Below are 25,672 nucleotides of genomic sequence, written 5' to 3' on the forward strand. Positions count from 1 at the left end.
TTCTACGTGAGCCCAACCGGGTGAAGGCCTGAGAGAGAGAACCAGACGTGTCCGACGCTCCCGCCCCCTCGTTCTCGTCGGGGCCTCCGACGCTCGAGAACCCCTGGCCCGTGGGGGAGCTGGCGCAGAAGATCCGCGGCTACATCGAGCGCCTCGGCACGGCGTGGGTCGAGGGCGAGATCACGCAGTGGGGCGTGTCGGGCGGCAACGTCTACGGCAAGCTGAAAGACCTCACGGGCGACGCCACCGTCGGCTTCACCATCTGGTCCTCCGTCAAGGCCAAGCTCCCGGCCGACCTGAAGCAGGGCGACCGCGTCATCGCGCTCATCAAGCCCAGCTACTGGATGCGCGGCGGCACCCTCTCGATGCAGGTCTTCGAGATGCGGCACGTCGGCCTCGGCGACCTGCTCGAGCGGCTCGAACGCCTGCGCGCCCAGCTCGCGAGCGAGGGCCTGTTCGCCCGCGAGCGCAAGCGCCCCCTTCCCTTCCTGCCGGGAACCGTCGGGCTCGTCACCGGGAAAGACAGCGACGCCGAGAAAGACGTGCTGCGGAACGCCCAGCTGCGCTGGCCCTCCGTGCGGTTCCGCGTGGTGCACGCGGCGGTGCAGGGCGACCGCACGGCCCGCGAGGTGGTCGCGGCCATCGAGCTGCTCGACGCCGACCCGGCGGTCGAGGTCATCATCGTCGCCCGCGGCGGCGGCGATTTCCAGAACCTGCTCGGTTTCAGCGACGAGGCCGTCGTGCGCGCGGCCGCCGCGGCGACGACCCCCATCGTCAGCGCCATCGGCCACGAGGCGGATGCGCCGCTGCTCGACCTCGTCGCCGACCTCCGCGCCTCCACCCCCACCGATGCCGCGAAGCGGGTCGTGCCCGACGTCACCGAGGAGCTGATGCGGGTCGACCAGGTGCGCACGCGCATCCGCAGCCGTGTCGCCTCGGCGGTCTCGATCGAGGTCGACCGGCTCACCCAGATCCGCTCGCGCCCGGCGCTGTCGAACCCGGGGTACCTGATCGACTCCCGCTCGGAAGACCTCACCCGCTTCGTCGCCCGCGGCGAGGAGCTCGTCAGTCGCGTGCTCGAGCGCGAGGGCAACCGGGTGCGCGAGCTGGTGGCGCACGTGCGCGCGCTCTCGCCGCAGCGCACCCTCGACCGCGGTTACGCCATCGTGCAGTCGGTGTCGGGCCCGAACGCCGGCCACATCGTGCGGGCGGCGACGGATGCTCCGCAGGGCTCGCTCGTCACCGTCACGGTCGCCGACGGCGCGATCGACGCCGTCTCCTCGGGGGCGTCCACGACCGCCGATCCTCCCCTCTCCGATCGATAGGATTGAGCCATGGCAACCTCGCCCTCCCCCGACGTGCAGTCCCTCAGTTATGAGGAGGCTCGCGACGAGCTGATCCGCGTGGTCGGCGAGCTCGAGCAGGGTTCCGCCACCCTCGAGCAGTCGCTCGCCCTCTGGGAGCGCGGGGAGGCCCTCGCGGCCCGCTGCGAGCAGTGGCTGATCGGTGCCCGCGAACGCCTCGACGCCGCACGCAGCGGCGCGGCGGTGGAGTAGCCGTGGCCAAGAGCACCGAGCCGCGCGTCGTCGCCGAGCTGGGCCGACCCGAGACCCCCGACGAGACCGCCGCCCGCAAGGCCGAGCAGTCCCGGCTCTACCGCGACCGCAAGACGCTGCGCAATCTCCTCTATGCGCTGCTCGTGTCGGTGGGGCTGGTCGCCGCGATCATCCTGCTCGTGCCCCGGCCCGAGGAGTCGCTGCTGCAGTGCGTCGACTACCAGGAGGTCGCCGCGAACGCCCAGAGCTCGATGCCCGTGCCGCTGGCCGCGCCCGAGCTGCCCGGGGGGTGGCAGTCGAACGCCGCCGAGGTGCGCTCGGGCACCGCAGACGGCGTGCTCTCCTGGTACGTCGGGCTCATCACGCCCAGCAAGCAGTACGTCGGGCTGACCCAGGCGGTCGACGCCAATCCCACCTGGCTCGCCGACCAGGTCGCCCGGGGCCTCGCCTCCGGCACGGTCGCGCTCGACGGCGTCGACTGGACCATCTACGACAACCGCGACCGCGCCGGCTCGTCCGACTCGGTCGGCAACGCCGAGTACGCCCTGACCGCCGAGTCGGGCGCCACCACCTACGTCGTGTTCGGCACCGCCGAGCCCGACGAGATCCAGCAGGTCGCGGCGGCCCTCGCGGCCAACGTGAAGGAACAGCCCGCGGAGGCACAACGATGACCGACGACACCACCACCCCGACGACCGCCACGAGCGGCGACGAGTCCGTGCAGGAGGCCACGACCCCGGCGCGGGTCTGGGCCACCATGTCGCGCGGAAACCAGCGTTTCGTCTCCGGAGCCCCGAAGCACCCGAGGCAAGACGTCGAGACCCGCGCCGAGCTGGCCCACCTGCAGACGCCGCGCGCCGCGCTGTTCGGCTGCAGCGACTCGCGCCTCGCCGCCGAGATCATCTTCGACCTCGGTCTCGGCGACCTCTTCGTCGTGCGCAACGCCGGTCAGGTCATCTCCGAGTCGGTGCTCGGCAGCCTGGAGTACGCGGTCGAAGTGCTCGGGGTGTCGCTCGTGGTCGTGCTCGGGCACGACGAGTGCGGTGCCGTGCGCGCCGCGATCGACTCGCAGCTGCCCGACGCCGCTCCCCTGCCGCCGCACATCCAGTCGCTGGTCTCGCAGATCGTGCCGGCCATCGCCGAGGTGCCCGCCGAGCGGGCCGACGACGGCTCGCTGCTCTCGGCTCCGGATGCGGGGCTGGTCGGCAAGGCCCACCTCCGCGACACCGTCCGCCAGCTCCTGGAGTCCTCCGAGATCATCACCCAGGCCGTCGCGGAGGGCCGCCTGGCCGTCGTCGGCGCGAACTACCGCCTCGCCGAGGGCCGCGCCGTGGCCGACACCGTGATCGGCCAGATCTGACCCGCGCCCTCCCGGCGCACACCGACTCACCTCAGCACCCACCGATCGCGGCGCCTCGCACGTCACGGTCACGATGAAAGGACGACCACACAGTGGTGGACACCGCCTCCGGAACGACCGACTCGACCTCCGGCACCTCGACCGAGTACCGCATCGAGCACGACACCATGGGCGAGGTGCGGGTTCCCGCGTCAGCCCTCTACGGCGCGCAGACGCAGCGTGCGGTCGAGAACTTCCCCGTCTCGGGCAGCGTGCTCGAGCCGGCCCAGATCGCCGCGCTCGCCCGCATCAAGAAGGCGGCGGCCGTCGCCAACGCCCGCCTCGGGGTGCTCGACCAGTCGATCTCCGACGCCATCGCCGGCGCGGCCGACCGCGTGGTCACCGGGGAGTTCGACGGCGACTTCCCCATCGACGTCTACCAGACCGGCTCGGGCACCTCCTCGAACATGAACATGAACGAGGTGCTCGCCTCGCTCGCCAGCACCGCGCTCGGCTCGAAGGTGCACCCGAACGACCACGTCAACGCTTCGCAGTCCTCGAACGACGTCTTCCCGACCTCGGTGCACGTCGCCGTCACCGGCGCGCTCATCCACGACCTCATCCCCTCGCTCGAGCACCTCGCCGAGGCGCTCGAGGAGAAGGCGGAGCTCTGGAAGACCGCGGTGAAGTCGGGCCGCACCCACCTGATGGACGCGACGCCCGTCACCCTCGGCCAGGAGTTCGGCGGCTACGCCTCGCAGATCCGCCTCGGCATCGAGCGGGTGCAGAGCGCCCTCCCCCGCGTGGCAGAGGTGCCGCTCGGCGGCACGGCCGTCGGCACCGGCATCAACACCCCCGCCGGCTTCCCGCAGCTCGTCATCTCGCTGCTCGCCGAGGAGACCGGCCTGCCGATCACCGAGGCCCGCGACCACTTCGAGGCGCAGGGCGCCCGCGACTCGCTCGTCGAGGCCTCGGGCGCGCTCCGTGTGCTCGCCGTGTCGCTCACGAAGATCTGCAACGACCTGCGCTGGATGGGCTCGGGCCCGAACACCGGCATCGGCGAGCTGCACATCCCCGACCTGCAGCCCGGCTCCTCGATCATGCCCGGCAAGGTGAACCCCGTCATCCCCGAGGCCGTGCTCATGGTCTGCTCGCGGGTCATCGGCAACGACGCCTCGATCGCCTGGTCGGGCGCCTCGGGGGCGTTCGAGCTGAACGTCGCCATCCCGGTGATGGGCACGGCGCTGCTGGAGTCGATCCGGCTGCTGTCGAACTCGGCCGTGCTGCTGGCCGACAAGACCGTCGCCGGCCTCGAGGCGAACCTCGAGCGCGCCCGCGCCCTGGCCGAGTCGTCGCCCTCGATCGTCACGCCCCTGAATCGCGTGATCGGCTACGAGGCGGCCGCGAAGATCGCCAAGCACTCGGTGGCGAAGGGCATCACCGTGCGCGAGGCCGTCATCGACCTCGGTTTCGTCGAGCGCGGCGAGGTCACCCTCGAGCAGCTCGACACGGCCCTCGACGTGCTCTCGATGACGGCGCCCCCCGCCGCGAAGTAGCCCCCGCCGCCGCCCCGGCCCCGGCTCTTGAGACTCACTCGCGAGCACGAACAGCCGAGCTAAGGCGGCAACGCGAGCCACGGCAGCGACCCGAGCGACGGCATCAGTCCGAGCCAGAACGCGCCCAGGAGGGCCGGACCTAGTGGGGTTCGGCCCTCCCGGCCGTCTAGGCCCTCTTTACCGTCTCGACCATCCCGACCGCCGCCGAGCGCTACGACTAGACCCGCGAGCACCAGCGCTCCGGCGCAGAACGCCACCTGTACCACCGCTCCACCGTCGAGTGGTTCGAGCAGCGCCAGCACACCACCGAGTAGCACCAGCAGCTTCACGTCGCCCATGCCCAGCACTCCCAGCGCCCAGAGCGCCGCCGCGACCGCGCCGGCCGCGAGGGCGGCAGCGGCGGCTTCGAACGCGAGAGGCGGATCGTGCAGCCCCACCGCCACGAGCGCCCAGGCCAGCAGCGCCAGCCCCGGCAGCAGGTACCCGTTCGGCAGACGCCCGGTCCGGGCATCCGTTACCGCCAGCGGCACACTCACGGCGGCCAGGTGCCCGAGTGGCACGAGGGTTAGGAGAAGGGCGACCGCCATGCCGCTACCGTAAGCGGCGCGCAGACGCCGAGGGCGGCGGCTCCGCAGGCTGTGCAGAACCGCCGCCCCCGGGGCGGCCGTGCAGGAGGAGTCGCGCTACGCCAGCTCGTTCGACTCCAGCATCTCGGTGACGAGCGCCGCGATGGCCGAGCGCTCCGACCGGGTCAGCGTGATGTGCCCGAAGAGCGAGTGGCCCTTCAACGTCTCGATCACGCTGGCGACGCCGTCGTGCCGGCCCACGCGCAGGTTGTCGCGCTGCGCGACGTCGTGCGTGAGCACCACCCGCGAGTTCTGGCCGATACGCGAGAGCACCGTCAGCAGCACGTTGCGCTCGAGCGACTGCGCCTCGTCGACGATCACGAAGGCGTCGTGCAGCGAGCGTCCGCGGATGTGCGTCAGCGGCAGCACCTCGAGCATGCCCCGGTCGATCACCTCGTCGAGCACGTTCTGCGAGACGAGCGATCCGAGGGTGTCGAAGACAGCCTGCGCCCAGGGGTTCATCTTCTCTGCCGCGTCACCCGGCAGGAAGCCGAGCTCCTGGCCGCCGACCGCGTAGAGCGGACGGAACACCATGATCTTCTTGTGCTGTTGCTTCTCGAGCACCGCCTCGAGGCCGGCGCAGAGGGCGAGCGCCGACTTCCCCGTCCCGGCTCGACCTCCCAGCGACACGATGCCGACCTCGGGGTCGAGCAGCAGGTCGATCGCCACGCGCTGCTCGGCCGAACGGCCGTGCAGCCCGAAGACGTCGCGGTCGCCGCGCACGAGCTGGAACGAGTCCCGGCCCGTGACCCGGCCGAGGGCCGAGCCGCGATCCGAGTGGATGACCAGGCCGGTGTTGATCGGCATGTCCCGCACCAGCGGCGTCGTGAGCCGCTCGTCGTCGTAGAGCGTCGACATGGCGTCGGCCGAGAGGGTGATGTCGTCGAGCCCGGTCCAGCCGGAGTCGACGGCCAGCTCGGCCCGGTACTCCTCGGCGGCCAGACCGATGGAGGCGGCCTTGACGCGCAGCGGCAGGTCTTTCGAGACGACCGTGACGTTCAGCCCGTCGTTGGACAGGTTCTGCGCCACCGCGAGGATGCGCGTGTCGTTGTCGCCCAGCTGCAGCCCCGACGGCAGCACCGAGGTGTTGGAGTGGTTCAGCTCGACCCGGAGGCTCCCGCCCTCCGTGCCCACCGAGATCGGGAAGTCCAGCCGCTCGTGCTTGACCCGCAGCTCGTCGAGGTTGCGCAGCGCCTGGCGGGCGAAGTAGCCGATCTCCGGGTCGTTGCGCTTGGACTCCAGCTCGGTGATGACGATCACCGGCAAAACGACGGCGTGCTCGGCGAACCGGAAGATCGCCTTCGGATCAGACAGAAGAACCGAGGTGTCCAGAACGTAGGTCACCTCGGCGGTCTTGGTCGAACTCGGTGCGGTGGTGCTGGGTCGTGCGTCCTCTCCGGTGCTGGTCCCGCTGGTCTTGTGAGTCATGGGCTCGGCCACATCCACTCCAACCCCGAGCGCTCGGCGCTCGGATCAGTAGGCGATTCGGCCACGGTGGAGATCGTCGAAACGTACTTATGTGGCCGTTTCGATCAGGCGCCATGCCTGATGTGATGAACCTACGTCCGATGGCGGGTGCGTGGGTTACGACACGCATCACAACAGATTAACGATGTGTTACACGGCTGTAATTCAGCTGCCGAAGCGGCGCTGGCGGCGCGAGTAGTCGCGCAGTGCGCGCAGGAAGTCGACTTCGCGCACGTCGGGGCCGAGGGCCTCCATGAAGTAGAACTCGCTGTGCGCCGACTGCCAGAGCATGAAGTCGCTGAGGCGCTGCTCCCCCGAGGTGCGGATGACCAGGTCGGGATCGGGCTGGCCGCCCGTGTAGAGGTGCTCGGCGATGATGTCCTGGTCGATGGCCGCCTCGAGCTCGTCGAGGCCGTGGCCGAGGCCGCGGTGCTTCTGGATGATGCTGCGGATGGCGTCGGCGATCTCGGAGCGGCCGCCGTAGCCGACCGCGAGGTTGACGTGCAGGCCCGTGCGGCTGGCGGTGCGGGCCTCGGCTCCGTCGAGCGCCGCGATCAGCGGCTCGGGCAGGCCCTCGTTCGTGCCGACGTGCTTGACCCGCCAGTCGCGGTAGCGCGAGATGTCGTCGGCGAGATCGGCGATGATCTCGATCAGCTCGGTGAGTTCGGCGCCGGACCGGTTGCTCAGGTTGTCCGTCGAGAGCAGGTAGAGCGTGACCACCTCGATGCCCAGGTCGTCGCACCAGACGAGGAACTCGCGGATCTTGGCCGCGCCGGCGCGGTGTCCGTGGGCGGCGGTCTCGAGCATCCGCTGCTTGGCCCAGCGACGGTTGCCGTCGAGGATCATGGCGACGTGCTTCGGCAGCACGGCGCCGCTGTCGAGGCGTTTGCGGATGCGCCGCTGGTAGAGACGGTAGAGGAGCCCCTTCGCGACCCGCTTCTGTCCATTCGGCACATCGATACGTTACCCGCTTCGTCGTCGGAGTGCCTGTCGGCGCTCCCGGCGGCGGTGTCGGCACACTGGCGTACTGTGATCGTCATGGCCACACCCGACGCCCGGCTGCCCCGCTCCACCGACCCGGTCGACGGCGGGCCCGACCTGCCCAACATCCCGCTGCTCGACGACGAGCTCGAGCACCCAGCGGCCGAGAAGAAACCGAGCTGGCGGGGGTGGATCCACGCGGGCACGTTCCCCGTCACCGTCATCGCGGGCATCGTGCTGATCAGCCTCGCGGAGGGGGCGCCGGCCAAGTGGGCGAGCGTCGTGTTCACGCTCACCTCGATGCTGCTGTTCGGCAACTCGGCCCTCTACCACCGCATCGACTGGAAGCCGAAGACGAAGCTGCTGTTCAAGCGCATCGACCACGCGAACATCTTCCTGCTGATCGCGGGCACCTACACGCCCATCGCGGTGCTCGCGCTGCCGCCGGCGCAGGGCACGCTGCTGCTCGTCATCGTGTGGTCGGGCGCGCTGCTCGGCATCGGGTTCCGGGTGTTCTGGATCGGGGCGCCGCGGTGGCTGTACGTCATCCTCTACCTGGCACTGGGGTGGGCGGCGGTGGCGTACCTCGGCGACATCTTCGCGGTGAACCCGGCGACGATGGTGCTGGTCGCGGCCGGGGGGCTGGCGTACACGGTAGGGGCGCTGGCGTACGCGCTGAAGCGGCCGAACTTCGTCCCGGGGCACTTCGGGTTCCACGAGGTGTTCCACACGCTGACGGTGGTGGCGTTCCTCTGCCACTGGACGGCCATCCTGCTGCTCGCGATCGACCCGCCCTTCAACGGCTGACGCGGGCCCCGCCCGCGCCTGCGCCTGCGCTCCGGGTCGCGCAAAAGCGCCCTCCGCTCGCGGCACGGGTGCGTTTGCGCGACCCCGGCGGCGCCCGACGACAGCGGGCGGCCGGCGCTCGCGCCCGCTCGCGCCCGCTCACGCGGCCGGGGTCGCGCAAAAACGCCTTCCGCTCGGGGCACCAGTGCGTTTGCGCGACCCGGGCGGCGGGCGTCAGCGGGCGAGCGGCGGCGCCGGGCTTCAGCGGGCGGGCGGCTCGTCGCCGGTGAGCGGATGCTCGGCCGCGCCCGCACGCGGGGCCACGTCGGAGTCGTCCACGTCGGTGCCGCCGGCCGCCGCGTCGCGCGCCGCGATCTCGGCCTCGAGCTCCTCACGCACCTGGGCGCGGAGATTCACGCGGCGCACCCGCCGCACCATGTCGATCACGAGCAGCAGCGTGACGAGGGCGATGCCGAAGGTCACGATGAAGCCGATGATTCCGGGCGTGACGCTGTCGGGGTCGGGGATGCGCTCGTCGGCGACGAACGCCGACACAGGCGTGACGAAGGGTACGGCGGAGGCCAGGGTCACGGCGATCACTCGGAGTCCTCGATCCCGTCGAAGAGGTCGGTCTCGACGTCGGGGCCGTCGACGCGGGACTCGATCAGCTGGAAGTCTTCATAGGGCCACGCACGGCGCTGGATGTCGTTCGGCCAGAAGAAGAACGGGTGGTCGGGCGCGACCTGGCTCGCGTGGGCCCGCAGGGCCCGGTCGCGCACGTCGAAGAAGTCGCCCGCCGGGATCTGCACGACGGTGTAGCTCGGCCGGTCTTTCATGCGCTCGCGCATCTCGGCGACCTGGGCGAGGAAGGGATGCTCGGGCTCCTCGGCCTCGAGCGCCGTCGCCACCGCCTCGAACTTCTCGGGGTTCATGATGCGGTCGTAGTAGAGCTTCGAGATCTGCCACGCCGGGCCGGCCTCGGGGTAGGCGGAGGGGTCGCCCGCGAGCCGCCAGGCCTGCAGCGAGACCTCGTGGCAGCGGATGTGGTCGGGGTGCGGGTAGCCGCCCTGCTCGTCGTAGGTGATGAGCACGTGCGGGCGGAACTCGCGCACCGCCTTGACCAGCGGCGCCGCCTCGATCTCGACCGGTAGCGTGCCGAAGGAGTTGACCGGCAGCGACTCGCCCGAGCCGGGCTCGACCCAGCCGGAGTCGGCGTAGCCGAGCCAGCGGTGCTGGAAGCCCACCGCCTCCTGAGCGGCGGCCATCTCGACGCGCCGGAGACCTGCCATGTCGCGCTCGGCCCAGAGGCGCGGCTCGAGGCCCTCGTTCAACACCGAGCCCCGTTCGCCGCCGGTGCAGCTGACCACCATCACCTCGACGCCACGGTCGAGGTAGTAGGCGTAGGTGGCGGCGCCCTTGCTCGACTCGTCGTCGGGATGCGCGTGCACGGCCATGAGGCGAAGCGTCAGTGGTCTCAACTCCTCGTCGATTGCGGTTAGCCTGGAACGAGGCCAGAACCAGACTAATCGGTCCCTCCGACAGTGGGACCCAGGGAGGGCACGTGGGCAGGCGAGCCGCCAGTGACGAGGAGCGGGAGGACGGAGCATCCGTCGCCGCCCCGCCCGGGTCGCCCGCGAGCGAGGCCGTCGTCGCCGACTCACCTGCCCTGGCCGAGCGCTACGGCCGCACGAAGGCCCGGCGCGCGGGCGGCCGGCTGCTCGCCTGGATCGCCGGTGGCGCCGTCGCGCTGGTGCTCGTGGTGTGGGTGGTCTGGGCCGGGCTCGACGGCACCAACGCCACGATCGCCACCCAGGACACGGCGCACGAGGTGCTCGACGACCACAGTGTGCGGGTGGAGTTCGACGTGACGGTGCCCACCGGCAGCACCGCGGGCTGCGTCGTGCAGGCGCTCAACGACGGCTTCGCGGTGGTGGGCTGGAAGATCGTCGAGCTGCCCGCGTCGGACAGCCCGACGCGGTCGTTCACCGAGATCGTGCGCACCAGCGAATTGGCCTCGACGGGTTTGATTTCGAGCTGCTGGCTCACATAGTCTGTGCTGATCGTCCGGGCCGGGTGGCCTGGGCGTCCGCATGTTCGAGGGAGGCACTCCATGGCTGACGACACGCAGGTCACCTGGCTCACGCAGGAGGCGTTCGACCGTCTCACGAACGAGCTCGAGGAGCTCAGCGGCCCGGGTCGGCTCGAGATCGCCAAGCGCATCGAGCAGGCGCGCGAGGAGGGCGACCTCAAGGAGAACGGCGGCTACCACGCCGCGAAGGACGAGCAGGGCAAGATGGAGGCGCGCATCCGTCAGCTCACGCAGCTGCTGCGCACCGCCCAGGTCGGCGAGAAGCGCGAGAGCCACGGCGAGGTCGAGCCGGGCGTCGTCGTCACCGCTCTGGTCGCGGGCGGCGAGGAGCGCTTCCTGCTCGGCAGCCGCGAGATCGCGGGCAACGCCGACCTCGACGTCTACAGCGAGCAGAGCCCGCTCGGCGTGGCGATCATCGGCCTGAAGATCGGCGAGAAGACCACCTACACGGCCCCCAACGGCCGCGACATCACCGTCGAGATCACCGACGTCGAGACCTTCGACGGCTGACCCGCACGCCAGAACGCTGACACGCGCCTAGCCCGGCCTACTCCTCGACGCGCACCTCGAAGCCCGCGTCGCGCAGCTTCGCGACGACCTGCGCGCGGTGCTCCGGCCCACGGGTCTCGATGTGCAGCTCGAGCTCGACCTGGCTGATCTGCAGCCCCTTGCCGTGCCGCGTGTGCAGCACCTCGACGACGTTCGCGTTCGCCTCGGCGACCAGTTCCGCCGTGCGCGCGAGCTGGCCGGGGCGGTCGGGCAGCATGATGCGGAGCTTGAGGTAGCGGTCGCTCGCGGCCAGGCCGTGGCTGATCACGCGCTGCATCAGCAGCGGGTCGATGTTGCCGCCCGAGAGCACGGTCACGGTGGTTCCGGCGTCCTTCACCTTGCCCGCCAGGATCGCCGCGACGCCGACGGCGCCGGCCGGCTCGACGACCTGCTTGGCGCGTTCGAGCAGCAGCAGCAGGGCGCGCGCGGTGTCGGCCTCCGAGACGGTGACCACCTCGTCGACGAGTTCGCGGATGATCGTGAAGTTCAGCAGTCCCGGGCGCGCGACCAGGATGCCGTCGGCGATGGTCGGCGTCGGCACGATCGAGACGGCCTCCCCCGCGGCGAGTGAGGGCGGGTAGGCGGCGGCGTTCTCGGCCTGCACCCCGATCACCCGGATGCTGCGGCCGAGCGCGGCGGCGCGCTGCTTGACCGCGGCCGCGATGCCGGCGATCAGCCCGCCGCCGCCGATCGGCACCACGAGGGTGTCGACGTCGGGCACCTGGTCGAGGATCTCGAGCCCCAGGGTCGCCTGGCCCATCACGACGTCGATGTGGTCGAACGGCGGGATGATGACCGCCCCGGTCGCCTGCGAGTACTCCGCGGCGGCGCGCAGGGCCTCCTCGACCGAGTGGCCGCGCAGGATCACCTCGGCGCCGTATGCGCGGGTGGCCTGCAGCTTGGGCAGCGGCACGCCGATCGGCATGAAGATGGTGGCCGCGATGCCGAGCTCCCGGGCGGCGAAGGCGACACCCTGGGCGTGGTTGCCGGCCGAGGCCGCCACGACGCCGCGCGCCTTCTCGTCGTCGCTGAGCGCCGAGATGCGGTTGTAGGCACCGCGGATCTTGTACGACCCCGTGCGCTGCAGGTTCTCGCACTTCAGGTACACGGGCGACCCGATCACCTCGGCGAGGAAGCGCGAGCTCTCCATCGGCGTGACCTGCGCGACCTGCGAGACGCGGATGCGCGCCTCCTCGATCTCGGCCAGCGACGGGTAGGCGAGCCGCGTGGTGGAATCAGTCATGGGCGGGTGGGTCCTTCGGTTCGGAGAGGTCGAGAGCTTCCGGGGAGGCGTGAGGTTCCGGGGGTGCAAGGGAGACCGGGGTGGGTACCGGAACGCGCCACGCGCCCCCGACGACGTAGTTGACCATCACGTTCAGCGTCGCGACCACCGGCACCGCGAAGAACGCCCCCGCGATCCCGGCGACCATCGACCCGCCGGCCACCGAGAGCACCACAGCGAGCGGATGCACGCGCACGGCCGTGCCCATGATGAACGGCTGCAGCACGTGCCCCTCGAGCTGCTGCACGAGCAGCACCACCCCGAGCATGATCAGCGCGATCACCCACCCGTTGTAGACCAGCGCGATGAACACGGCGACGGCCCCGGTGAGAACCGCACCGATGATGGGGATGAACGATCCGAGGAACACCAGCACCGCGATCGGGATCGCGAGCGGCACCTGCAGGATGGCGGCACCGATGCCGATACCGAGCGCGTCGATCGACGCGACGAGGATCTGCACCTTCACGAAGTTCTGCAGCGTCTGCCAGCCCGCCCGCCCGGCGCCGTCGGTGGCGGCGCGCGCCTTGCGCGGGAACAGCCGCACGACCCAGCGCCAGATGCGCTCCCCGTCGATCAGGATGAACAGCGTCGCGAACAGTGTCAGCAGCACACCCGTGAGCACGTGCCCGATGCTCGATCCCACGGCGGCCGCCCCCGAGATGAGCATGCCGCTGTCCTGCTGCACCGCATCCCACACCTGCGTGACGTAGCCGTTGAAGTCGCTCTCGGAGACCTGCAGCGGCGACGAGGCGAGCCACGCCTTGAGGTCGTTGTAGGAGTTCATGGACTGCGAGCGCAGATCCGCGAAGCCCGAGGAGACCTGGGTGGCGACGAGGAAGATGAGGGCCGCGATCACCACGAGGGTGCCGACCTCGGCCGTGACGATGGCGAGCCAGGTGGGCCAGCGGTGCCGCACGAGGAAGTTCTTGAACGGCACCAGCAGCGCCGAGAGCACCACCGCGAGCATCACCGGGATGACGAGCAGCCGCAGCTGGATGATCAGGAACACGACCACCGCGAGCACACCCAGCACCACGAGGATGCGCCACGACCAGGCGCCGGCGATCTGCATGCCGACGGGCACGGAGTCCCGTGCGTCCCACCTGGTCCTGCCCGCGTCCTTCTCGGCCATGGGGGTCAGTCTACGAGCGGTCGTATGCGTTCGCCCGCATGCAGCCCGACGGGCGAGGGCCTACTCCCGCCGCGACACCGCCACGGGCGCGCCCTCGAACTCCAGCTCGACCCGCTCATCGGCGACCGGCACGAGGTTCGCGGGGTGCTGCACGGTGAGCACGGTGCCGTCTTCGAGCGCGACCGTGGTGCGCCGGTACGAGCCGAGGAAGCTCGTCGAGACGACCTCGGCGGGCACCCGGCCCGCGGCCGACGGGGCTCCGGATGCTCCGCCCCCCGCCCGCGCGAGCCGGATGTCCTCGGGCCGCACGAACGCCTCGACCTCCCCGTCGGGCTGCGTGGGGTCGATCAGCGGCAGCCGCACTGCCCCGAGCTGCACCGTGCCGCCGGACACGCGGCCGCGCATCCGGTTGCTCGACCCCACGAACTCGGCCACGAACGGGGTCGCCGCCCGGGAGTAGATCTCGTCGGGGGCGCCGATCTGCTCGATGCGGCCCGAGCGCATCACCGCGACCCGGTCGGCGGCGGCGAGCGCCTCCTCCTGGTCGTGGGTGACGAACACGGTGGTGATACCGAACTCCTGCTGGATGCGGCGGATCTCGTCGCGCAGCTGCACCCGCACCCGGGCGTCGAGCGCCGAGAGCGGCTCGTCGAGCAGCAGCACGCGCGGCTCGGTGACGAGCGCGCGGGCGAGGGCGACGCGCTGCTGCTGGCCGCCCGAGAGCTCGTGGGCGTAGCGCCCGCCGAAGCCGCCGAGGCCGACCATCTCGAGGGCGTCGCCCGCTCGGAGGCGGCGCTCGTCGGCGGGTACCCGGCGCATCCGGAGACCGAACTCGACGTTGGCGAGCGCCGTCAGGTGCGGGAAGAGCGAGTACGACTGGAACACCATGCCGATGTCGCGGGAGCGCGCGGGGAGCCCGGAGACGTCGGAGCCGTCGATCAGCACGGTGCCGGCGGTGGCGCTCTCGAGCCCGGCGAGCACCCGCAGGGCCGTGGTCTTGCCGCAGCCGGAGGGGCCGAGCAGGGCGACCAGTTCGCCGGGCTCGATCACGAGATCGATGCCGTCGAGGGCGCGGGCGCCACCGGTTAACTCCTTGACGATGCCGCGCAGCTCGACGCTCGAGCCCGCGGTGCGGGGTTCGGCGGCGGTGGTGGAGGAGGGTGCGGCGGGGGCGACACGGCGCGGGGGCGAGAGGGTCATCGGACGGCTGCTTCCTGGGCGGGCTCGTCGGCGTCGGCGGCCGGGGCGAGCGGGGTGGTGGGGACCGCCGGAGCGGCGGGAGGAGCGGTTCGGCGCCGCCGGGAACCCGGCCCGCCGCCGATGCGCCCGATGGCGACGAGAAGCACGAAGGCGAACACGAGCGCCAGCAGCGCGATGATCACCGCGATGTACGGGTCGGCCTTCGACACCACGACGAGCGCGGTCTGCAGGTTCACCCGGTTCAGCAGGGCGGCGATCGTGTACTCGCCGAGCACGACGGCCACGGCGATGAAGGCGGCGGCGAGCAGTCCCCGGCGGATGTTCGGCACCACGATCCGGAACAGGATCGTCGGCCAGCCCGCTCCGAGCGATCGCGCCGCCTCGCTGAGGGTCACGACGTCGACGGCCTGCAGGTTCGCCTGGATGGAGCGGTAGGCATAGGGCAGCACGATGACGCCGTAGGCGAAGGCCAGGGTCCAGACACCGCTGCCGAACATCCGCGCGACCACCGAGTACACGGGCGCGAGCCCCACCACCAGCACGATGGCCGGGATGGTGATCGGCAGCAGGCAGACGAACTCGAGCACGCGCTGCAGCTTCGGGAAGCTGATGCGGACCAGCACCATCGTCGGCACCAGCAGCACGAGCATCACCAGGACGGTGACGAGGGCGAGCACGAGCGAGTTCGTGAGACCGGTGACGATGGGCTTGTACTCCCCCGTCAGGCCTCCGCCGAACACCGCGGCCCAGCGGTCGAGCGTGTAGCCGCCGCCGAGGCCGCCGCGCAGGGTGAACTCGAGCATCGAGGCGATCGGCACGAGGAAGAGCAGGCCGATGACGGCGACGATGACCCAGCGCGTGGCGGTCGAGGGTCCCGGATGCACGCCGGAGCGGTCACGGGCGCGCACGGTGCGCGGGCCTACGCCGCGCGCACTCACCTCGCGGGCGCTCATCGCACCCACCGGGCCGTGCGCCGCATCAGCAGCGAGTAGAGGGTCATTACGACGACCATCACCACGATCATCCCGAGCGCCAGAGACCCGGCGAGATTCTCGTGCCCGAGCACGGTCTCGCTGGTCAGGGCGCTGCGGATCTGCAGCGGCACGATCTGCGAGCCCTGACTCGTGAGGGCGGCCGCCGTCGCGAACGACGAGAAGGCGTTCGCGAACAGCAGCAGCAGGCTGCCGAGGAAGGACGGCAGCAGCACGGGCAGGCCGATGTGGCGCCAGTAGCTGCCGATGCCGCCGCCGAGCATCGCGGTGGCCTCGGCCCACTGGGGCTTCAGGCTCTCGAGCGCCGGCGAGAAGGTGATGATCATCAGGGGCACCTGGAAGTAGATGTAGGGCAGCACGAGGCCCGGCACGTCGTAGAGCCAGACGCCGTTCGCGAAGATGTCGACGCCGAGCCGGTCGCGCAGCAGCACGGTGATCATGCCCTGGATGCCGATGGTCGCCACGAAGGCGAACGCCAGCATCACGCCTCCGAACTGGGCGAGCACACCGCTCGCGGCGTCGACCACCGAGCGCAGGATGCCCGTGGGCTTCGCACCGATGAGCGCGTAGCAGAACAGCGCACCGACGAGGGCGCCGATCACCGCCGTCAGGGCCGACAGCCAGAGCGAGTTGCCGAAGGTGGCCAGCAGCACCGGATCGCCGAGGGCGGTGATGTTGTCCAGCGTGAACGCGCCGTCGCCGTCGAAGAAGCCGGTGCCGACGGCGATCACCGTCGGCAGGGCGAGGAACAGCAGGATGTAGGCGGTGAAGGGCACGAGGCCGAGCACGCTCCCCCTCGCGAGGGAACGCACCCGGCCTCCGGCGATGGTCGTCACTGGACGGCCGACGCCCACTTCTCACCGAGCAGCGTCGCGGCGGCGGCGGCCTGGTCGGCGTCGGGCACGACGGTCTCGCCCGGAACGGTCGGAAGAGCCTTGAAGAGGGTCTCGTCGATCGTGCCGGCCTCGGCCATGGCCTCGGCGCGCACGGGGCGGGCGCCGCCGGCGAGCCAGAGGTTCTGGGCGTCGTCGCTGTAGAGGAACTCCTGCCACAGGCGCGCGGCGGCCGGGTGCGGCGCCTCGACGTTCACGGCCTGGTTGTAGTAGCCCGCGTAGCCAGTGCCCGGGAGGATGGTGACCTTCCAGTTGCGCTGGCCCTCGAGGTCCTTGCCGTAGCCGACGTTGAGGTAGTCCCAGTCGAAGACGACGGGGGTCTCGCCGCTCGCGATGGTGGCGGGGGTCGGGTCGATCTTGACGAAGTTGCCCGCCTTCTGCAGCTCGCCGAAGAAGTCGACACCGGGCTGGAAGTCGTCGACCGAGCCGCCGTTCTGCACGGCCGCGAGGCCGACCGCGGCGAACGCGGCCCCGGCCTGGGTCGGGTCGCCGTTGATGGCGACCTTGCCCTTGTAGTCGGCGCCGAGCAGGTCGTCGAGGCTCTTCGGCTCGGGAACGGCGTCGGGGTCGTAGCCGATGGCCATGTATCCGCCGTAGTCGCCGACCCAGAGACCCGACTGCTCCTTCAGAGCCTCGGGGATGTCGCTCCAGGTGGCGACCTGGTACGGCGCGAACTGGTCGGTGTTCGCCAGCGCGACCGCGGCGCCGACGTCGAACACGTCGGGCGCGGTGTCCTGCCCGGCGAGGTTCTTCGCCGCCTGGATCTCCTCGGCGCTGGACGCGTCGGGCGTGGCCTCGTTGATGGTGATCTCGGGGTACTTCTCGGCGAAGGCGTCGAGCACGGCGCCGTAGTTCGCCCAGTCGCGGGGCAGGGCGATGACGTTCAGGGCGCCCTCCGCCTTGGCCGCGGCCTCGAGGCCCTCGAGGCCGCCGAAGGCGTCGAGGTTCGTGGCGGTGGCGGCGTCGACGTCGCCGGCGGCGCCCGTCGAGCTGGCGGAGGCGTCGGCGGAGCAGCCGGTGAGGCCGAGGGCGAGAGCGGCGGCGATGGCCGTGCCGGCGATCGCGAAGCGCTTGGTGAGCAAGGGTTCTCCTTCATCGGGTCGTCTTGGTGACCTCTGGACAGTAGGAGCGTTGGACGACCCCGCGCCGTCTCCGTCGTGAACCGCCCGTGAACGCTCGGTGTCGGCGAGGATGCCCGGTGTCGGCGGCGCTGGGTAGGGTTCACGTGTGGTCGATGAACTGTCCCCCGCGCTCGCTCGCCGAGTCGCTCTGGCCGCCCAGGGGTTCGGCGGAGCATCCGTCGGCGTGCCCGGCACCCGGCAGTTCAACCTGTTGCTGCAGCGTCTCGCCCTGCTGCAGATCGACTCGGTGAACGTCTACGAGCGCAGTCACTACCAGCCCGTGTTCGCGCGGCTCGGCGGCTACGACAAGGCGGTGCTCGACCGGGTCACCTACGGGTCGGGGGTCTCCGAGTACTGGGCACATGAGGCGTCGTTCCTGCCGGTGTCGACGCTGCCGCTGCTGCAGTGGCGCAAAGACGAGTACCGCGACTACTACGCGGCCCGGCCCGACTCGTGGGCCGCGTCGAACGGGGCGACGCTCGACTGGCTGCGCGACGAGCTGGCGGCGCGCGGGCCGCTGCGGGCGAGCGAGATCGAGCACGAGTCGAATCGGCGGCAGGGGCCGTGGTGGGGCTGGTCCGACGTCAAGCGCGGGCTCGAGACGCTGTTCCGGCAGGGCGACGTGGTGTCGGCCGGGCGGCAGCGCTTCGAGCGGGTGTACGGGCTTCCGTCGCAGGTGCTGCCGGCGGCGGTGCTCGACGCTGCGGCGTCGGTCTCGCGGGGTGACGCCATCGCGGCGCTGGTCTCGCAGTCGGCCCGGGCCCTCGGGGTCGGCACGCTCGGCGACCTCGCCGACTACTTCCGCTTGAAGCAGGCGGATGCGCGTTCCGCCGTCTCCCGCCTCGTCGACACGGGCGAGCTGCTGCCCGTCTCGGTGCGGGGCTGGACCCAGCCGGCCTGGCTGCACCGCGACGCTCGACTGCCGCGCCGGCTGACGACCGCAGCGCTGCTCTCGCCGTTCGACCCCGTGGTGTGGCGGCGGGAGCGGGCGCTGCGCATGTTCGACTTCCACTACCGCATCGAGATCTACACGCCGCAGCCGCAGCGCACCTACGGCTACTACGTGCTGCCGGTGCTCATCGACGACCGCATCCCGGCGCGCCTCGACCTCAAGAGCGACCGCCAGACCGGCGTGCTGCGCGTGCAGGCGGCCTGGGCCGAGCCGAACCTCGAGGCCTCCGACGTGCCCCGCATCGCCGACCTCCTGCGCGCGGCGGCCGCCTGGCAGAACCTCCCCGCCCTCGCGGTCGCCCCCCGCGGCACCCTCTCCCCCGCCCTCGCGTCCGCCTTGACGTAGCGCTCCGGCGGCCCTGCCTTCCCCTTCCGTCTCAGTTGGATTATACCTGAGCATGTGTCAGTTCTTCGCGGTGCAGTGCTCGCCTTGATCGTCGTCGCTGGGCTGCTCGCGCCGCTCGCGTCATCACCCGCAGCCTCCGCTCTGCCGGGCGAGTGCCGCCTCGAGACGCGCTGGCAGAGCAATGGGGCGCACTACGACGACAACGGGACCTTCATCGAGACGGGCATCCGCCCCGTCAGCAGCGTCGTGTGCGACGTCATCGAAGACCCCTGGACGGGTGGAGGCGCGGGCGATCACCCCGGCGGAGGCGGAGACGCTCCGCCAGCTCCCGCGCCTCCCGCACCTCCGGGCCCGCTGGCTCCGCCTCCGCCTCCCTCATCGCCGGCCGGAGCAGCACCGCCCTGCGTCCGCGGCTCGAACAACGCCTCCGATCCCGGTCGCGCCGGTGGCGGGCAGACCGGCTCGGGCGAGAACCTGCTGACCACCCTCGAATCGCTGCTCGAGCGCGGCGACCTGAAGATCGACAGCACCTCACCCGGCCGCATCGTCTCGATCGACGTCAACCTCGGGCCGAGCATGGGCGGCGCGACCGAGGTCAATCCGCTCGAGGGGATGGCACCGGAAGAGGCGGCGCGGGCGATGTACTGGCCGGGCGCCTACGACCCCACCTACACCGAGGTGGGAGCGCGCGGGCGACTGATCGTGCAGGCGGTCAAGTTCCTGTTCCGCTCCACCATGGGAGACCGGTCGGCGCTCCGGGGGTTCCATGTCATCATGCGCAACTCCTCTCCCGAGATCCGGATGGGTGTGTGGGACATGGTCCAGAAGCAGGCGGTGCATCTCGATCAGCAGTACAAGGGCAACATCCCGCCGAACATCCGGAGCATGCTGGAGGAGGCGGTCGGGGTCCTGTTCGATTTGCTCGAGTCCGGACCGGTCGGGGGTCCGTCTCCTCCCTCGCCGCTGGACTACATCGAGGTCTCCTCGGAGTCGACCGCGCTCGGAGCCGGGGCGACCGGGGGCGTGCGCGGGTACGGCAGCAACAAGGGGGTCTGCGGTCAGATCGCGCAGAGCACCGTGAGCCCGGCAGCCACTCTGGTGGCGGGTGGGCCGTGGGTGCGCATCACCTTGCAGGGGACCGCCCACGGAACGCTGATCGATCGCATCAGGGCGTTGAGGGCACCCGATCTGCACTGCGCCCCGGCTCGGGTCACCGTCACGGCCGGTCAGGCCACCCTGGTCGACGCGACCGGTGGATGCTCGGGAGCGGTCACCGCTCCGCGTGTGCTCACGCGCATCGAGATCTCCCGGCTGCCGCACGCCGTGCAGTCGCGGCTGCTCGATGCGAGCGACGACGACCCGACCGCGGGGTCGATATTCCAGTTCGACCGGTCGGTGTGGGACCATGCGGAGCCCTGGCCGACCCCAGCGTCGACCGCCACCTTCGCCGATGGCCACGTCGGCTTCACCGGATTCGGCGGTGCGATGAACTATCGGGCGCCGCTCGCGGCCGGTGGCCGCGACGACCACGTCGTCGTGGGCGCCACCGACGCGTCCGGTGTGGAGCACGTGTTCCTCGTCACCGTGATCATCACGGCGCAACCCGCGTGCTCGGGTGCCGATCGTCCGGCCGGCCCGGATCGCGCCGGCTTCCGGCCCGTCGTGCAGGACGGGAGCCTGCAGCTGGTGCGGAACCGACCGTTCACCCTCGACCCCAGCGTCTTCTGCACGGCCGACCCCCGCAACCCCTTCCGGGTGACGGTCGAGGGGGCCGTCCTCGGCACGACGGCGACCGCGCGAGCCGACGGCTCGATCGACGTCGACTGGGCCGACCCCGACCTGGTCGGCGCCGATGTCGCCGAGCTGACGTTCACGGCCTGGGACGAGGTGACCGGCGTGCCGAGCGCTCCTGTGACGATCCCGGTCACGGTGAGAGACGTTCCGGCAGCCTGCCCCGACGTCACGGTCGTCTTCGACCGATCTGAACAGCGGGATCAGCCCCTGACGATCAGGCCCTCCTGCGGCATGGTCGGCGGCCTGACGGCCCTGGCCCCGCCGTTCCTCACCGTGGCGGGTGGAACGGCCGATCCCCTGACCGCAGTGGTGCCGGGCGGCACGATCCGGAGTGACGGCCGGGTGCTCACATTCACCTCCGACGGCACCAGCTCCGCAGACGCCTCGGTGAGCGTCATCCCGTGGACGGTCGACCCCCGAACGCCCACCCCCTACCGAGTGCACGGCGCCGCCTTCACCGTCCGCATCTCGGTCGTCGACTGACCCCGGCCGATGTTCGAAGGGAGGTTGGCGGGCTAGAAGGCGCCGCCCATTTTGTGGAGGCGGTCGACGCGGTCGGGGATGGGCGGGTGCGTCGAGAAGAGCTTGTCGATGACGCCCGGCTTGTTCGGATCGGCGATCCACATGTGCGACATCGACGACGACTGGCGCTGCACCGGGCGGCCGTAGGCGGCGAGCTTCTGCAGGGCGCTGGCCAGGGCATCCGGGTGGCGGGTGGTGAGGGCGCCGGTGGCGTCAGCGAGGTACTCGCGCTGCCGCGAGACGGCGAGCTGCACCACGGTCGCGACGAGCGGCGCGATCAGGATGGCCACGAGACCGAACACCATGACGATCGGGTTGCCGTTGTTGTTGTTGCGCCCGAAGAACGCCATACGCAGGAACATGTCGGCGATGAACCCCACGGCGACGACCAGCCCGAACACGATCATCGAGACGCGGATGTCGTAGTTGCGCACGTGCCCGAGCTCGTGGGCCATGACGCCCTCGAGCTCCGCGTCGTCCATGATGTCGAGGAGCCCGGTGGTCGCCGCGACGATCGCGTGCTCGGGGTCACGCCCCGTCGCGAACGCGTTGGGCGCCGGGTCGTCGATGACGTAGACCTTCGGCATCGGCGTGCCCGTGGTGATCGACAGGTTCTCGACGATGCGCCAGAGCCGCGGGTTGTCCCGCTTCTCGATCTGCCGCGCCCCGCTCATCGCCAGCGCCTGACCCGACGCCGCGAAGTACTGGATGAGCGCGTAGCCGATCGCCACGACGAGCGTGATGATCACGATCGACAGGTTGCCGTAGATGTACGACGCCAGCCACCCCAGCCCGCCGATGATCAGCAGGAACAGGGCGATGATGACGACGGTGTTGCGCTTGTTCTTCGCTATCGCTGAATACATGGAGCCCTATCGGGGGCTGGTCAGAACTGCACGCGCGGCGGCTCGGCGATGGCCGCGACGTCGGAGACCTCGAAGAACTCGCGCTCCGAGAAGCCGAGACGTCGGGCGAAGATCGTGTTGGGGAACTTCTTGATCTTCGTGTTCAGCTCGCGCACCCCGCCGTTGTAGAAGCGGCGCGACGCCTGCACCTTGTCTTCGGTGTCGACGATCTCGGCCTGCAGCTGCAGGAAGTTCTGGCTGGCCTGGAGCTGCGGGTAGGCCTCCGCCACCGCGAAGATGCTCTTCAGCGCGTTCTGCATGTGGTTCTCGGCCTGCGACGCCTCGGCCGGGCCCTGCGCCGAGAGCGTCTCGGCGCGAGCACGCGTGACGTTCTCGAACACCGCCTTCTCGTGCGCGGCGTAGCCCTTCACCGACTCGATCAGGTTGGGCAGGAGGTCGGCGCGACGCTTCAGCTGCACCGTGATGTCGCTCCACGCCTCATCGACACGCACGTTCAGCGTGACGAGCGAGTTGTAGGTGGCCCAGAGGTAGATGCCGGCGATGACGACCAGGGCGACGACGACGATGAGCGGGATCAGCCATTCCATGCCAGCAGTATATCGGCCGGAAAGCGCACTCTCAGGGGGAAAGCGGTGCTCTCCCAGCTAGCCGGTCAGCGGGACTCGGCCAGCAGCCGGAACCAGTGGTAGGAGTCCTTCGGGGTGCGCGTGAAGTCCTCGAAGTCGACGTGCACCAGCCCGAACCGCTGCGTGTACCCGGCGGCCCACTCGAAGTTGTCCAGCAGCGACCAGACGTAGTAGCCGCGCAGGTCGATCGAGCGGGCCGGGCCGCCTCTGGAGACCGCCGAGAGGGCCGCCTCGAGGTGGCCGGCGAGGTAGTCGATGCGCGCCCCGTCCCGCACGTGCGGCGTTCCGTCGGCCTCGTCGAGCTCCCGCGCATCCGGGAACGACGCCCCGTTCTCGGTGATGAACACCGGCGGCAGCGCGTCGCCGTAGCGCTCGGCCAGCTCGTCGAGGGCGACCGCGAGGAACTCGGGTGCGATCGGCCAGCCGAAGCCGGTGCTGCGGTACTCGGGCCAGGGCGCGAGATGGAAGGGCAGCGAGGCCATGGCGGTGGAGGCCCCGTCGGGAGTGGCCGTGCCGCCCGAGCCCGCGGCGATGCGGGTGGGTGCGTAGTAGTTCAGGCCGTAGAAGTCGAGCGGCTGGCCGATCAGCGCGAGGTCGGCCGGGTCGGCGTCGCCGAGGGCCGAGAACAGCGGCTCGAAGCCCTCGGGGAACGCGGGGTACCGGCCGAGCAGCACCGGATCGGCGAAGATTCGGTTGTGCAGCACGTCGAACAGCTCGGCGAAGGCGGTGTCGGCGTCGGAATCGCTGGCCGCCACCACCGGCGAGTGCACGTTGACGATGCCGATGCCGCCGCGCACGTCGGCGGCCCGCAGCGCCTGCACGGCGAGTCCGTGACCGAGCAGCTGGTGGTGCGCCGCGGGCAGGGCGTTGAACAGCCGGGTCTCGCCGGGGGCATGAACGCCGAGGCCGTAGCCGTTCAGCGTGACCGTGGCCGGCTCGTTGACGGTGGCCCAGCGGCCGATCCGTTCGCCGAACCGCTCCCCCAGCGCGAACGCGAGGTCGCCGAAGCGCAGCGCGGTGTCGCGCGCCATCCAGCCGCCGGGCAGGGCGTTCGGGGTGTCCCAGTGGAAGATCGTCGCGAGCGTGTCGATGCCGGCCTCGTCGAGTCGGTCGAGCATCCGTTCGTAGAAGTCGACACCCTCGCGCCGCAGAGGGCCCTTGCCCTCGGGTTGCAGCCGCGGCCAGGCGAACGAGAAGCGGTACGAGTCGGCGCCGAGGTCGCGAAGCAGCTGAGCGTCTTCGTCGACCCGGTGATAGAAATCGGATGCGCGGTCGGCGGTCGAGCCGTCGACGATGCGACCCGGCTGGCTGGTGAAGGCGTCCCACACCGACTGGCCTCGGCCGCCCTCGTGGGTGGCGCCCTCGATCTGGAAGGCGCTGGTGGCCGTGCCGAGCACGAAACCGTCGGGCAGGCGGGCGCCGAGGTCGCGGGCGAACTCGCGGCGCTCCTCGGGGGTGAGCCGCAGGGCGGCGCTCATGCGCCGGCCGAGCCGTCGAACGCGCCGGCCGAGCCGTCGAGCGCGCCGGCCGTGGGTGCCGTCGCCGCCGAGCCGCCGGGCGCACCGGTCTGCGCGCCGAGCGCGCCGCCCGAGCCGGGGGCCGTCGCCGCCGTCTCCCCCAGCACGCGGTCGAGGTAGGCGTTCGTGAAGACCCGGTCGGGGTCGAGCCGGTCGCGCAGCGCCACGAACGCGCCGTGCTGCGGATAGAGCGCCGCCAGCTCGGCGGCGCCTCGGGTGTGCAGCTTGCCCCAGTGCGGGCGGCCGGCGTGGGCGGTCATGATCTCCTCGACGGCTTCGAAGTACTCGCGGTGGTCTTCGCGATGGTAGCGGTGCACCGCGATGTACCCGCTGTCGCGCCCCGACGCGGTGGACAGCCACAGCCCGTCGGCCGGCGCGAACCGCACCTCGATCGGGAAGGAGATGCGCCAGCCGCGCTCCTCGATCAGGGCGTCGACCGCGCGGAGCACCTCGGGCACGTCGGCGGCCGGCACCGCGTACTCCATCTCGCGGAACCGCACGGTGCGACTCGTCGCGAACACCCGGTGCGACAGGTCGGAGAACTCCCGGTTCGACCAGAGCCGCTCGGCCAGGCCGTTCACCGTCGGGATGATCGCGGGCGCCACCCGGCCTGCGGCGCAGGTGACGGCGTAGACGCCGTTGGCGAGCAGCGTGTCGTCGACGAACGAGCTCATCCGCGACAGCGGGCGGGTGGGGGCCGAGGCGGCCAGGCGCGTGTTCGTCTTGGTGACGGCCGAGCGGGTGTGCGGGAACCAGTAGAACTCGAAGTGGTCGCTCGTCTCGACGACCCCCTCGGGCCCGTGCAGCCCGTCGAGCACCTCGTCGAGCGGGAGCGGCCGCTCGACCGCGTGCAGCACGAAGGCCGGTACGCACTGCAGCGTCACCTCGACGATGATGCCGAGCGCACCGAGCGAGAGGGCGGCGGCCGGCAGCAGCTCGGCGTTCTCGTGCTCGTCGATGCGCAGCAGCTCGCCGTCGGCGGTGACCAGGGTGAGGCCCACGACCTGGGTGGCGAGCCCGCCGAAACGGGCGCCGGTGCCGTGGGTGCCGGTGGAGATGGCGCCGCTGATCGACTGGCGGTCGATGTCGCCCATGTTCGCCAGCGCGAGCTCGTGCGGGCCGAGCAGGGCGGGCAGCTGGTGCAGGCGGGTGCCGGCGAGCAGGGTGACCCGGGAGCGCTCGCGGTCGACCGAGACCAGGCCGCTCAGCGCGTCGAGCTCGAGCAGCACGCCCGTCGCCACGGCGATGCCCGTGAAGCTGTGGCCCGCACCGACCGCCTTGATGCGCTGACCACCGCGGGCCGCCGCCCGCACGGCGCGCTGCACCGCACCGATGCTCGCCGGGCGCTCCACGCGCTGCGGCTTCACCGCCTCGGTGCGCGCCCAGTTGCGCCAGGTTCCGTTCGCCGCCGTCATGACCCCATCCTCCCTGCTGCCGCCGACATCGACGCCCGGTTCACGCCGCGCCCGGTCAGATCG

25 protein-coding genes are annotated in these 25,672 nt (G+C 71.1%); 10 read left to right on the forward strand and 15 right to left on the reverse strand.

Translation table 11 applies throughout. The annotated features are described in order from the left end of the window. Positions 1-47: 47 nt before the first annotated feature. The 5 genes from xseA to NVV95_RS12095 all read left to right on the forward strand — a co-directional run bounded on the left by xseA (position 48) and on the right by NVV95_RS12095 (position 4,451). A complete protein-coding gene (gene xseA / locus NVV95_RS12075) occupies positions 48-1,325 on the forward strand; it encodes an exodeoxyribonuclease VII large subunit (RefSeq protein WP_259486784.1) in 1,278 nt (425 codons plus the stop codon). A gap of 9 nt (positions 1,326-1,334) precedes the next feature. Beyond that, entirely contained in the window at positions 1,335-1,556 is a 222-nt protein-coding gene (locus NVV95_RS12080; protein ID WP_259486785.1) for an exodeoxyribonuclease VII small subunit, read from the forward strand. Between the two features lie 2 nt (positions 1,557-1,558). Next, the gene (locus NVV95_RS12085; protein ID WP_259486786.1) at positions 1,559-2,227 is read left to right on the forward strand and encodes a DUF4245 domain-containing protein; all 669 of its coding nucleotides are present in this window, start codon (positions 1,559-1,561) and stop codon (positions 2,225-2,227) included. After that, entirely contained in the window at positions 2,224-2,916 is a 693-nt protein-coding gene (locus NVV95_RS12090) for a carbonic anhydrase (protein ID WP_375163819.1), read from the forward strand. The genes NVV95_RS12085 and NVV95_RS12090 overlap by 4 nt, the downstream gene beginning before the upstream one ends. A 92-nt stretch (positions 2,917-3,008) precedes the next feature. Next, positions 3,009-4,451, forward strand: coding sequence for a class II fumarate hydratase (locus NVV95_RS12095; RefSeq protein ID WP_259486787.1), 1,443 nt, complete (start codon positions 3,009-3,011; stop codon positions 4,449-4,451). 59 nt (positions 4,452-4,510) lie between these two features. Here the strand turns inward: NVV95_RS12095 and NVV95_RS12100 are convergent, their stop codons facing one another. From NVV95_RS12100 to NVV95_RS12110, 3 genes are all read right to left on the reverse strand, one after another. Beyond that, positions 4,511-5,038: a prepilin peptidase gene (locus NVV95_RS12100; RefSeq protein WP_259486788.1), complete on the reverse strand. Its 528-nt coding sequence runs from the start codon at positions 5,036-5,038 to the stop codon at positions 4,511-4,513. Positions 5,039-5,134: 96 nt separating this feature from the next. Next, positions 5,135-6,505, reverse strand: a complete 1,371-nt coding sequence (gene phoH2 / locus NVV95_RS12105; RefSeq protein ID WP_259486789.1) for an RNA 5'-3' helicase PhoH2 — start codon at positions 6,503-6,505, stop codon at positions 5,135-5,137. 204 nt (positions 6,506-6,709) lie between these two features. Further along, positions 6,710-7,498, reverse strand: coding sequence for an isoprenyl transferase (locus tag NVV95_RS12110; protein WP_259486790.1), 789 nt, complete (start codon positions 7,496-7,498; stop codon positions 6,710-6,712). Positions 7,499-7,582: 84 nt separating this feature from the next. On the opposite strand from NVV95_RS12110, the gene trhA reads away from it, so the two are divergent. Next, positions 7,583-8,332, forward strand: coding sequence for a PAQR family membrane homeostasis protein TrhA (trhA, locus tag NVV95_RS12115; protein WP_259486791.1), 750 nt, complete (start codon positions 7,583-7,585; stop codon positions 8,330-8,332). Between the two features lie 240 nt (positions 8,333-8,572). Here the strand turns inward: trhA and NVV95_RS12120 are convergent, their stop codons facing one another. Then, positions 8,573-8,911 carry a hypothetical protein gene (locus NVV95_RS12120; RefSeq protein ID WP_259486792.1) on the reverse strand — a complete coding sequence of 113 codons (339 nt, stop codon included), beginning with the start codon at positions 8,909-8,911 and terminating at the stop codon, positions 8,573-8,575. After that, the gene (mca, locus tag NVV95_RS12125) at positions 8,908-9,765 is read right to left on the reverse strand and encodes a mycothiol conjugate amidase Mca (RefSeq protein ID WP_259486793.1); all 858 of its coding nucleotides are present in this window, start codon (positions 9,763-9,765) and stop codon (positions 8,908-8,910) included. The genes NVV95_RS12120 and mca overlap by 4 nt, the downstream gene beginning before the upstream one ends. Before the next feature lie 107 nt (positions 9,766-9,872). Here mca and NVV95_RS12130 point away from each other — a divergent pair, with 107 nt between their 5' ends. Both NVV95_RS12130 and greA read left to right on the forward strand, forming a co-directional pair. Next, positions 9,873-10,361 (forward strand): DUF4307 domain-containing protein, encoded by a 489-nt coding sequence (locus NVV95_RS12130; protein WP_259486794.1) that lies wholly within the window; start codon positions 9,873-9,875, stop codon positions 10,359-10,361. Between the two features lie 60 nt (positions 10,362-10,421). Beyond that, positions 10,422-10,910, forward strand: coding sequence for a transcription elongation factor GreA (greA, locus tag NVV95_RS12135; RefSeq protein ID WP_259486795.1), 489 nt, complete (start codon positions 10,422-10,424; stop codon positions 10,908-10,910). Between the two features lie 37 nt (positions 10,911-10,947). On the opposite strand, the gene ilvA is transcribed toward greA, so the two are convergent. From ilvA to NVV95_RS12165, 6 genes are read right to left on the reverse strand one after another with little or no spacing between them, the layout of a single operon-like run. Continuing rightward, positions 10,948-12,192, reverse strand: a complete 1,245-nt coding sequence (gene ilvA / locus NVV95_RS12140; RefSeq protein ID WP_259486796.1) for a threonine ammonia-lyase — start codon at positions 12,190-12,192, stop codon at positions 10,948-10,950. Beyond that, on the reverse strand, positions 12,185-13,366 hold the full coding sequence (locus NVV95_RS12145; protein ID WP_259486797.1) for an AI-2E family transporter: 1,182 nt from the start codon (positions 13,364-13,366) through the stop codon (positions 12,185-12,187). Before NVV95_RS12145 ends, ilvA begins: the two co-directional genes overlap by 8 nt. A 60-nt stretch (positions 13,367-13,426) precedes the next feature. Beyond that, positions 13,427-14,566 (reverse strand): ABC transporter ATP-binding protein, encoded by a 1,140-nt coding sequence (locus NVV95_RS12150; RefSeq protein WP_259486798.1) that lies wholly within the window; start codon positions 14,564-14,566, stop codon positions 13,427-13,429. Further along, on the reverse strand, positions 14,563-15,528 hold the full coding sequence (locus NVV95_RS12155; RefSeq protein WP_259486799.1) for an ABC transporter permease subunit: 966 nt from the start codon (positions 15,526-15,528) through the stop codon (positions 14,563-14,565). The genes NVV95_RS12150 and NVV95_RS12155 overlap by 4 nt, the downstream gene beginning before the upstream one ends. Next, positions 15,516-16,394: an ABC transporter permease gene (locus NVV95_RS12160; RefSeq protein WP_375163820.1), complete on the reverse strand. Its 879-nt coding sequence runs from the start codon at positions 16,392-16,394 to the stop codon at positions 15,516-15,518. The genes NVV95_RS12155 and NVV95_RS12160 overlap by 13 nt, the downstream gene beginning before the upstream one ends. Then, positions 16,391-17,533 carry an ABC transporter substrate-binding protein gene (locus tag NVV95_RS12165; protein WP_259486800.1) on the reverse strand — a complete coding sequence of 381 codons (1,143 nt, stop codon included), beginning with the start codon at positions 17,531-17,533 and terminating at the stop codon, positions 16,391-16,393. Before NVV95_RS12165 ends, NVV95_RS12160 begins: the two co-directional genes overlap by 4 nt. Before the next feature lie 145 nt (positions 17,534-17,678). Between NVV95_RS12165 and NVV95_RS12170 the strand changes: the two genes are divergently transcribed. Then, entirely contained in the window at positions 17,679-18,869 is a 1,191-nt protein-coding gene (locus NVV95_RS12170; RefSeq protein WP_259486801.1) for a winged helix-turn-helix domain-containing protein, read from the forward strand. A 54-nt stretch (positions 18,870-18,923) separates the two neighbouring features. Then, a complete protein-coding gene (locus tag NVV95_RS12175) occupies positions 18,924-21,146 on the forward strand; it encodes a hypothetical protein (protein ID WP_259486802.1) in 2,223 nt (740 codons plus the stop codon). Between the two features lie 32 nt (positions 21,147-21,178). Here NVV95_RS12175 and NVV95_RS12180 read toward each other — a convergent pair whose 3' ends face one another. From NVV95_RS12180 to NVV95_RS12195, 4 genes are all read right to left on the reverse strand, one after another. Continuing rightward, the gene (locus NVV95_RS12180) at positions 21,179-22,051 is read right to left on the reverse strand and encodes a M48 family metalloprotease (protein ID WP_259486803.1); all 873 of its coding nucleotides are present in this window, start codon (positions 22,049-22,051) and stop codon (positions 21,179-21,181) included. Positions 22,052-22,071: 20 nt separating this feature from the next. Next, entirely contained in the window at positions 22,072-22,638 is a 567-nt protein-coding gene (locus NVV95_RS12185) for a LemA family protein (RefSeq protein WP_173181474.1), read from the reverse strand. A 65-nt stretch (positions 22,639-22,703) separates the two neighbouring features. Beyond that, the gene (locus NVV95_RS12190) at positions 22,704-24,155 is read right to left on the reverse strand and encodes a glycoside hydrolase family 1 protein (protein ID WP_259486804.1); all 1,452 of its coding nucleotides are present in this window, start codon (positions 24,153-24,155) and stop codon (positions 22,704-22,706) included. Next, positions 24,152-25,609 (reverse strand): D-arabinono-1,4-lactone oxidase, encoded by a 1,458-nt coding sequence (locus NVV95_RS12195; protein ID WP_259486805.1) that lies wholly within the window; start codon positions 25,607-25,609, stop codon positions 24,152-24,154. The genes NVV95_RS12190 and NVV95_RS12195 overlap by 4 nt, the downstream gene beginning before the upstream one ends. Between the last annotated feature and the right edge of the window lie 63 nt (positions 25,610-25,672).

This window comes from Herbiconiux gentiana (genome assembly GCF_024978135.1).
Classification (GTDB): Bacteria; Actinomycetota; Actinomycetes; order Actinomycetales; family Microbacteriaceae; genus Herbiconiux; species Herbiconiux gentiana.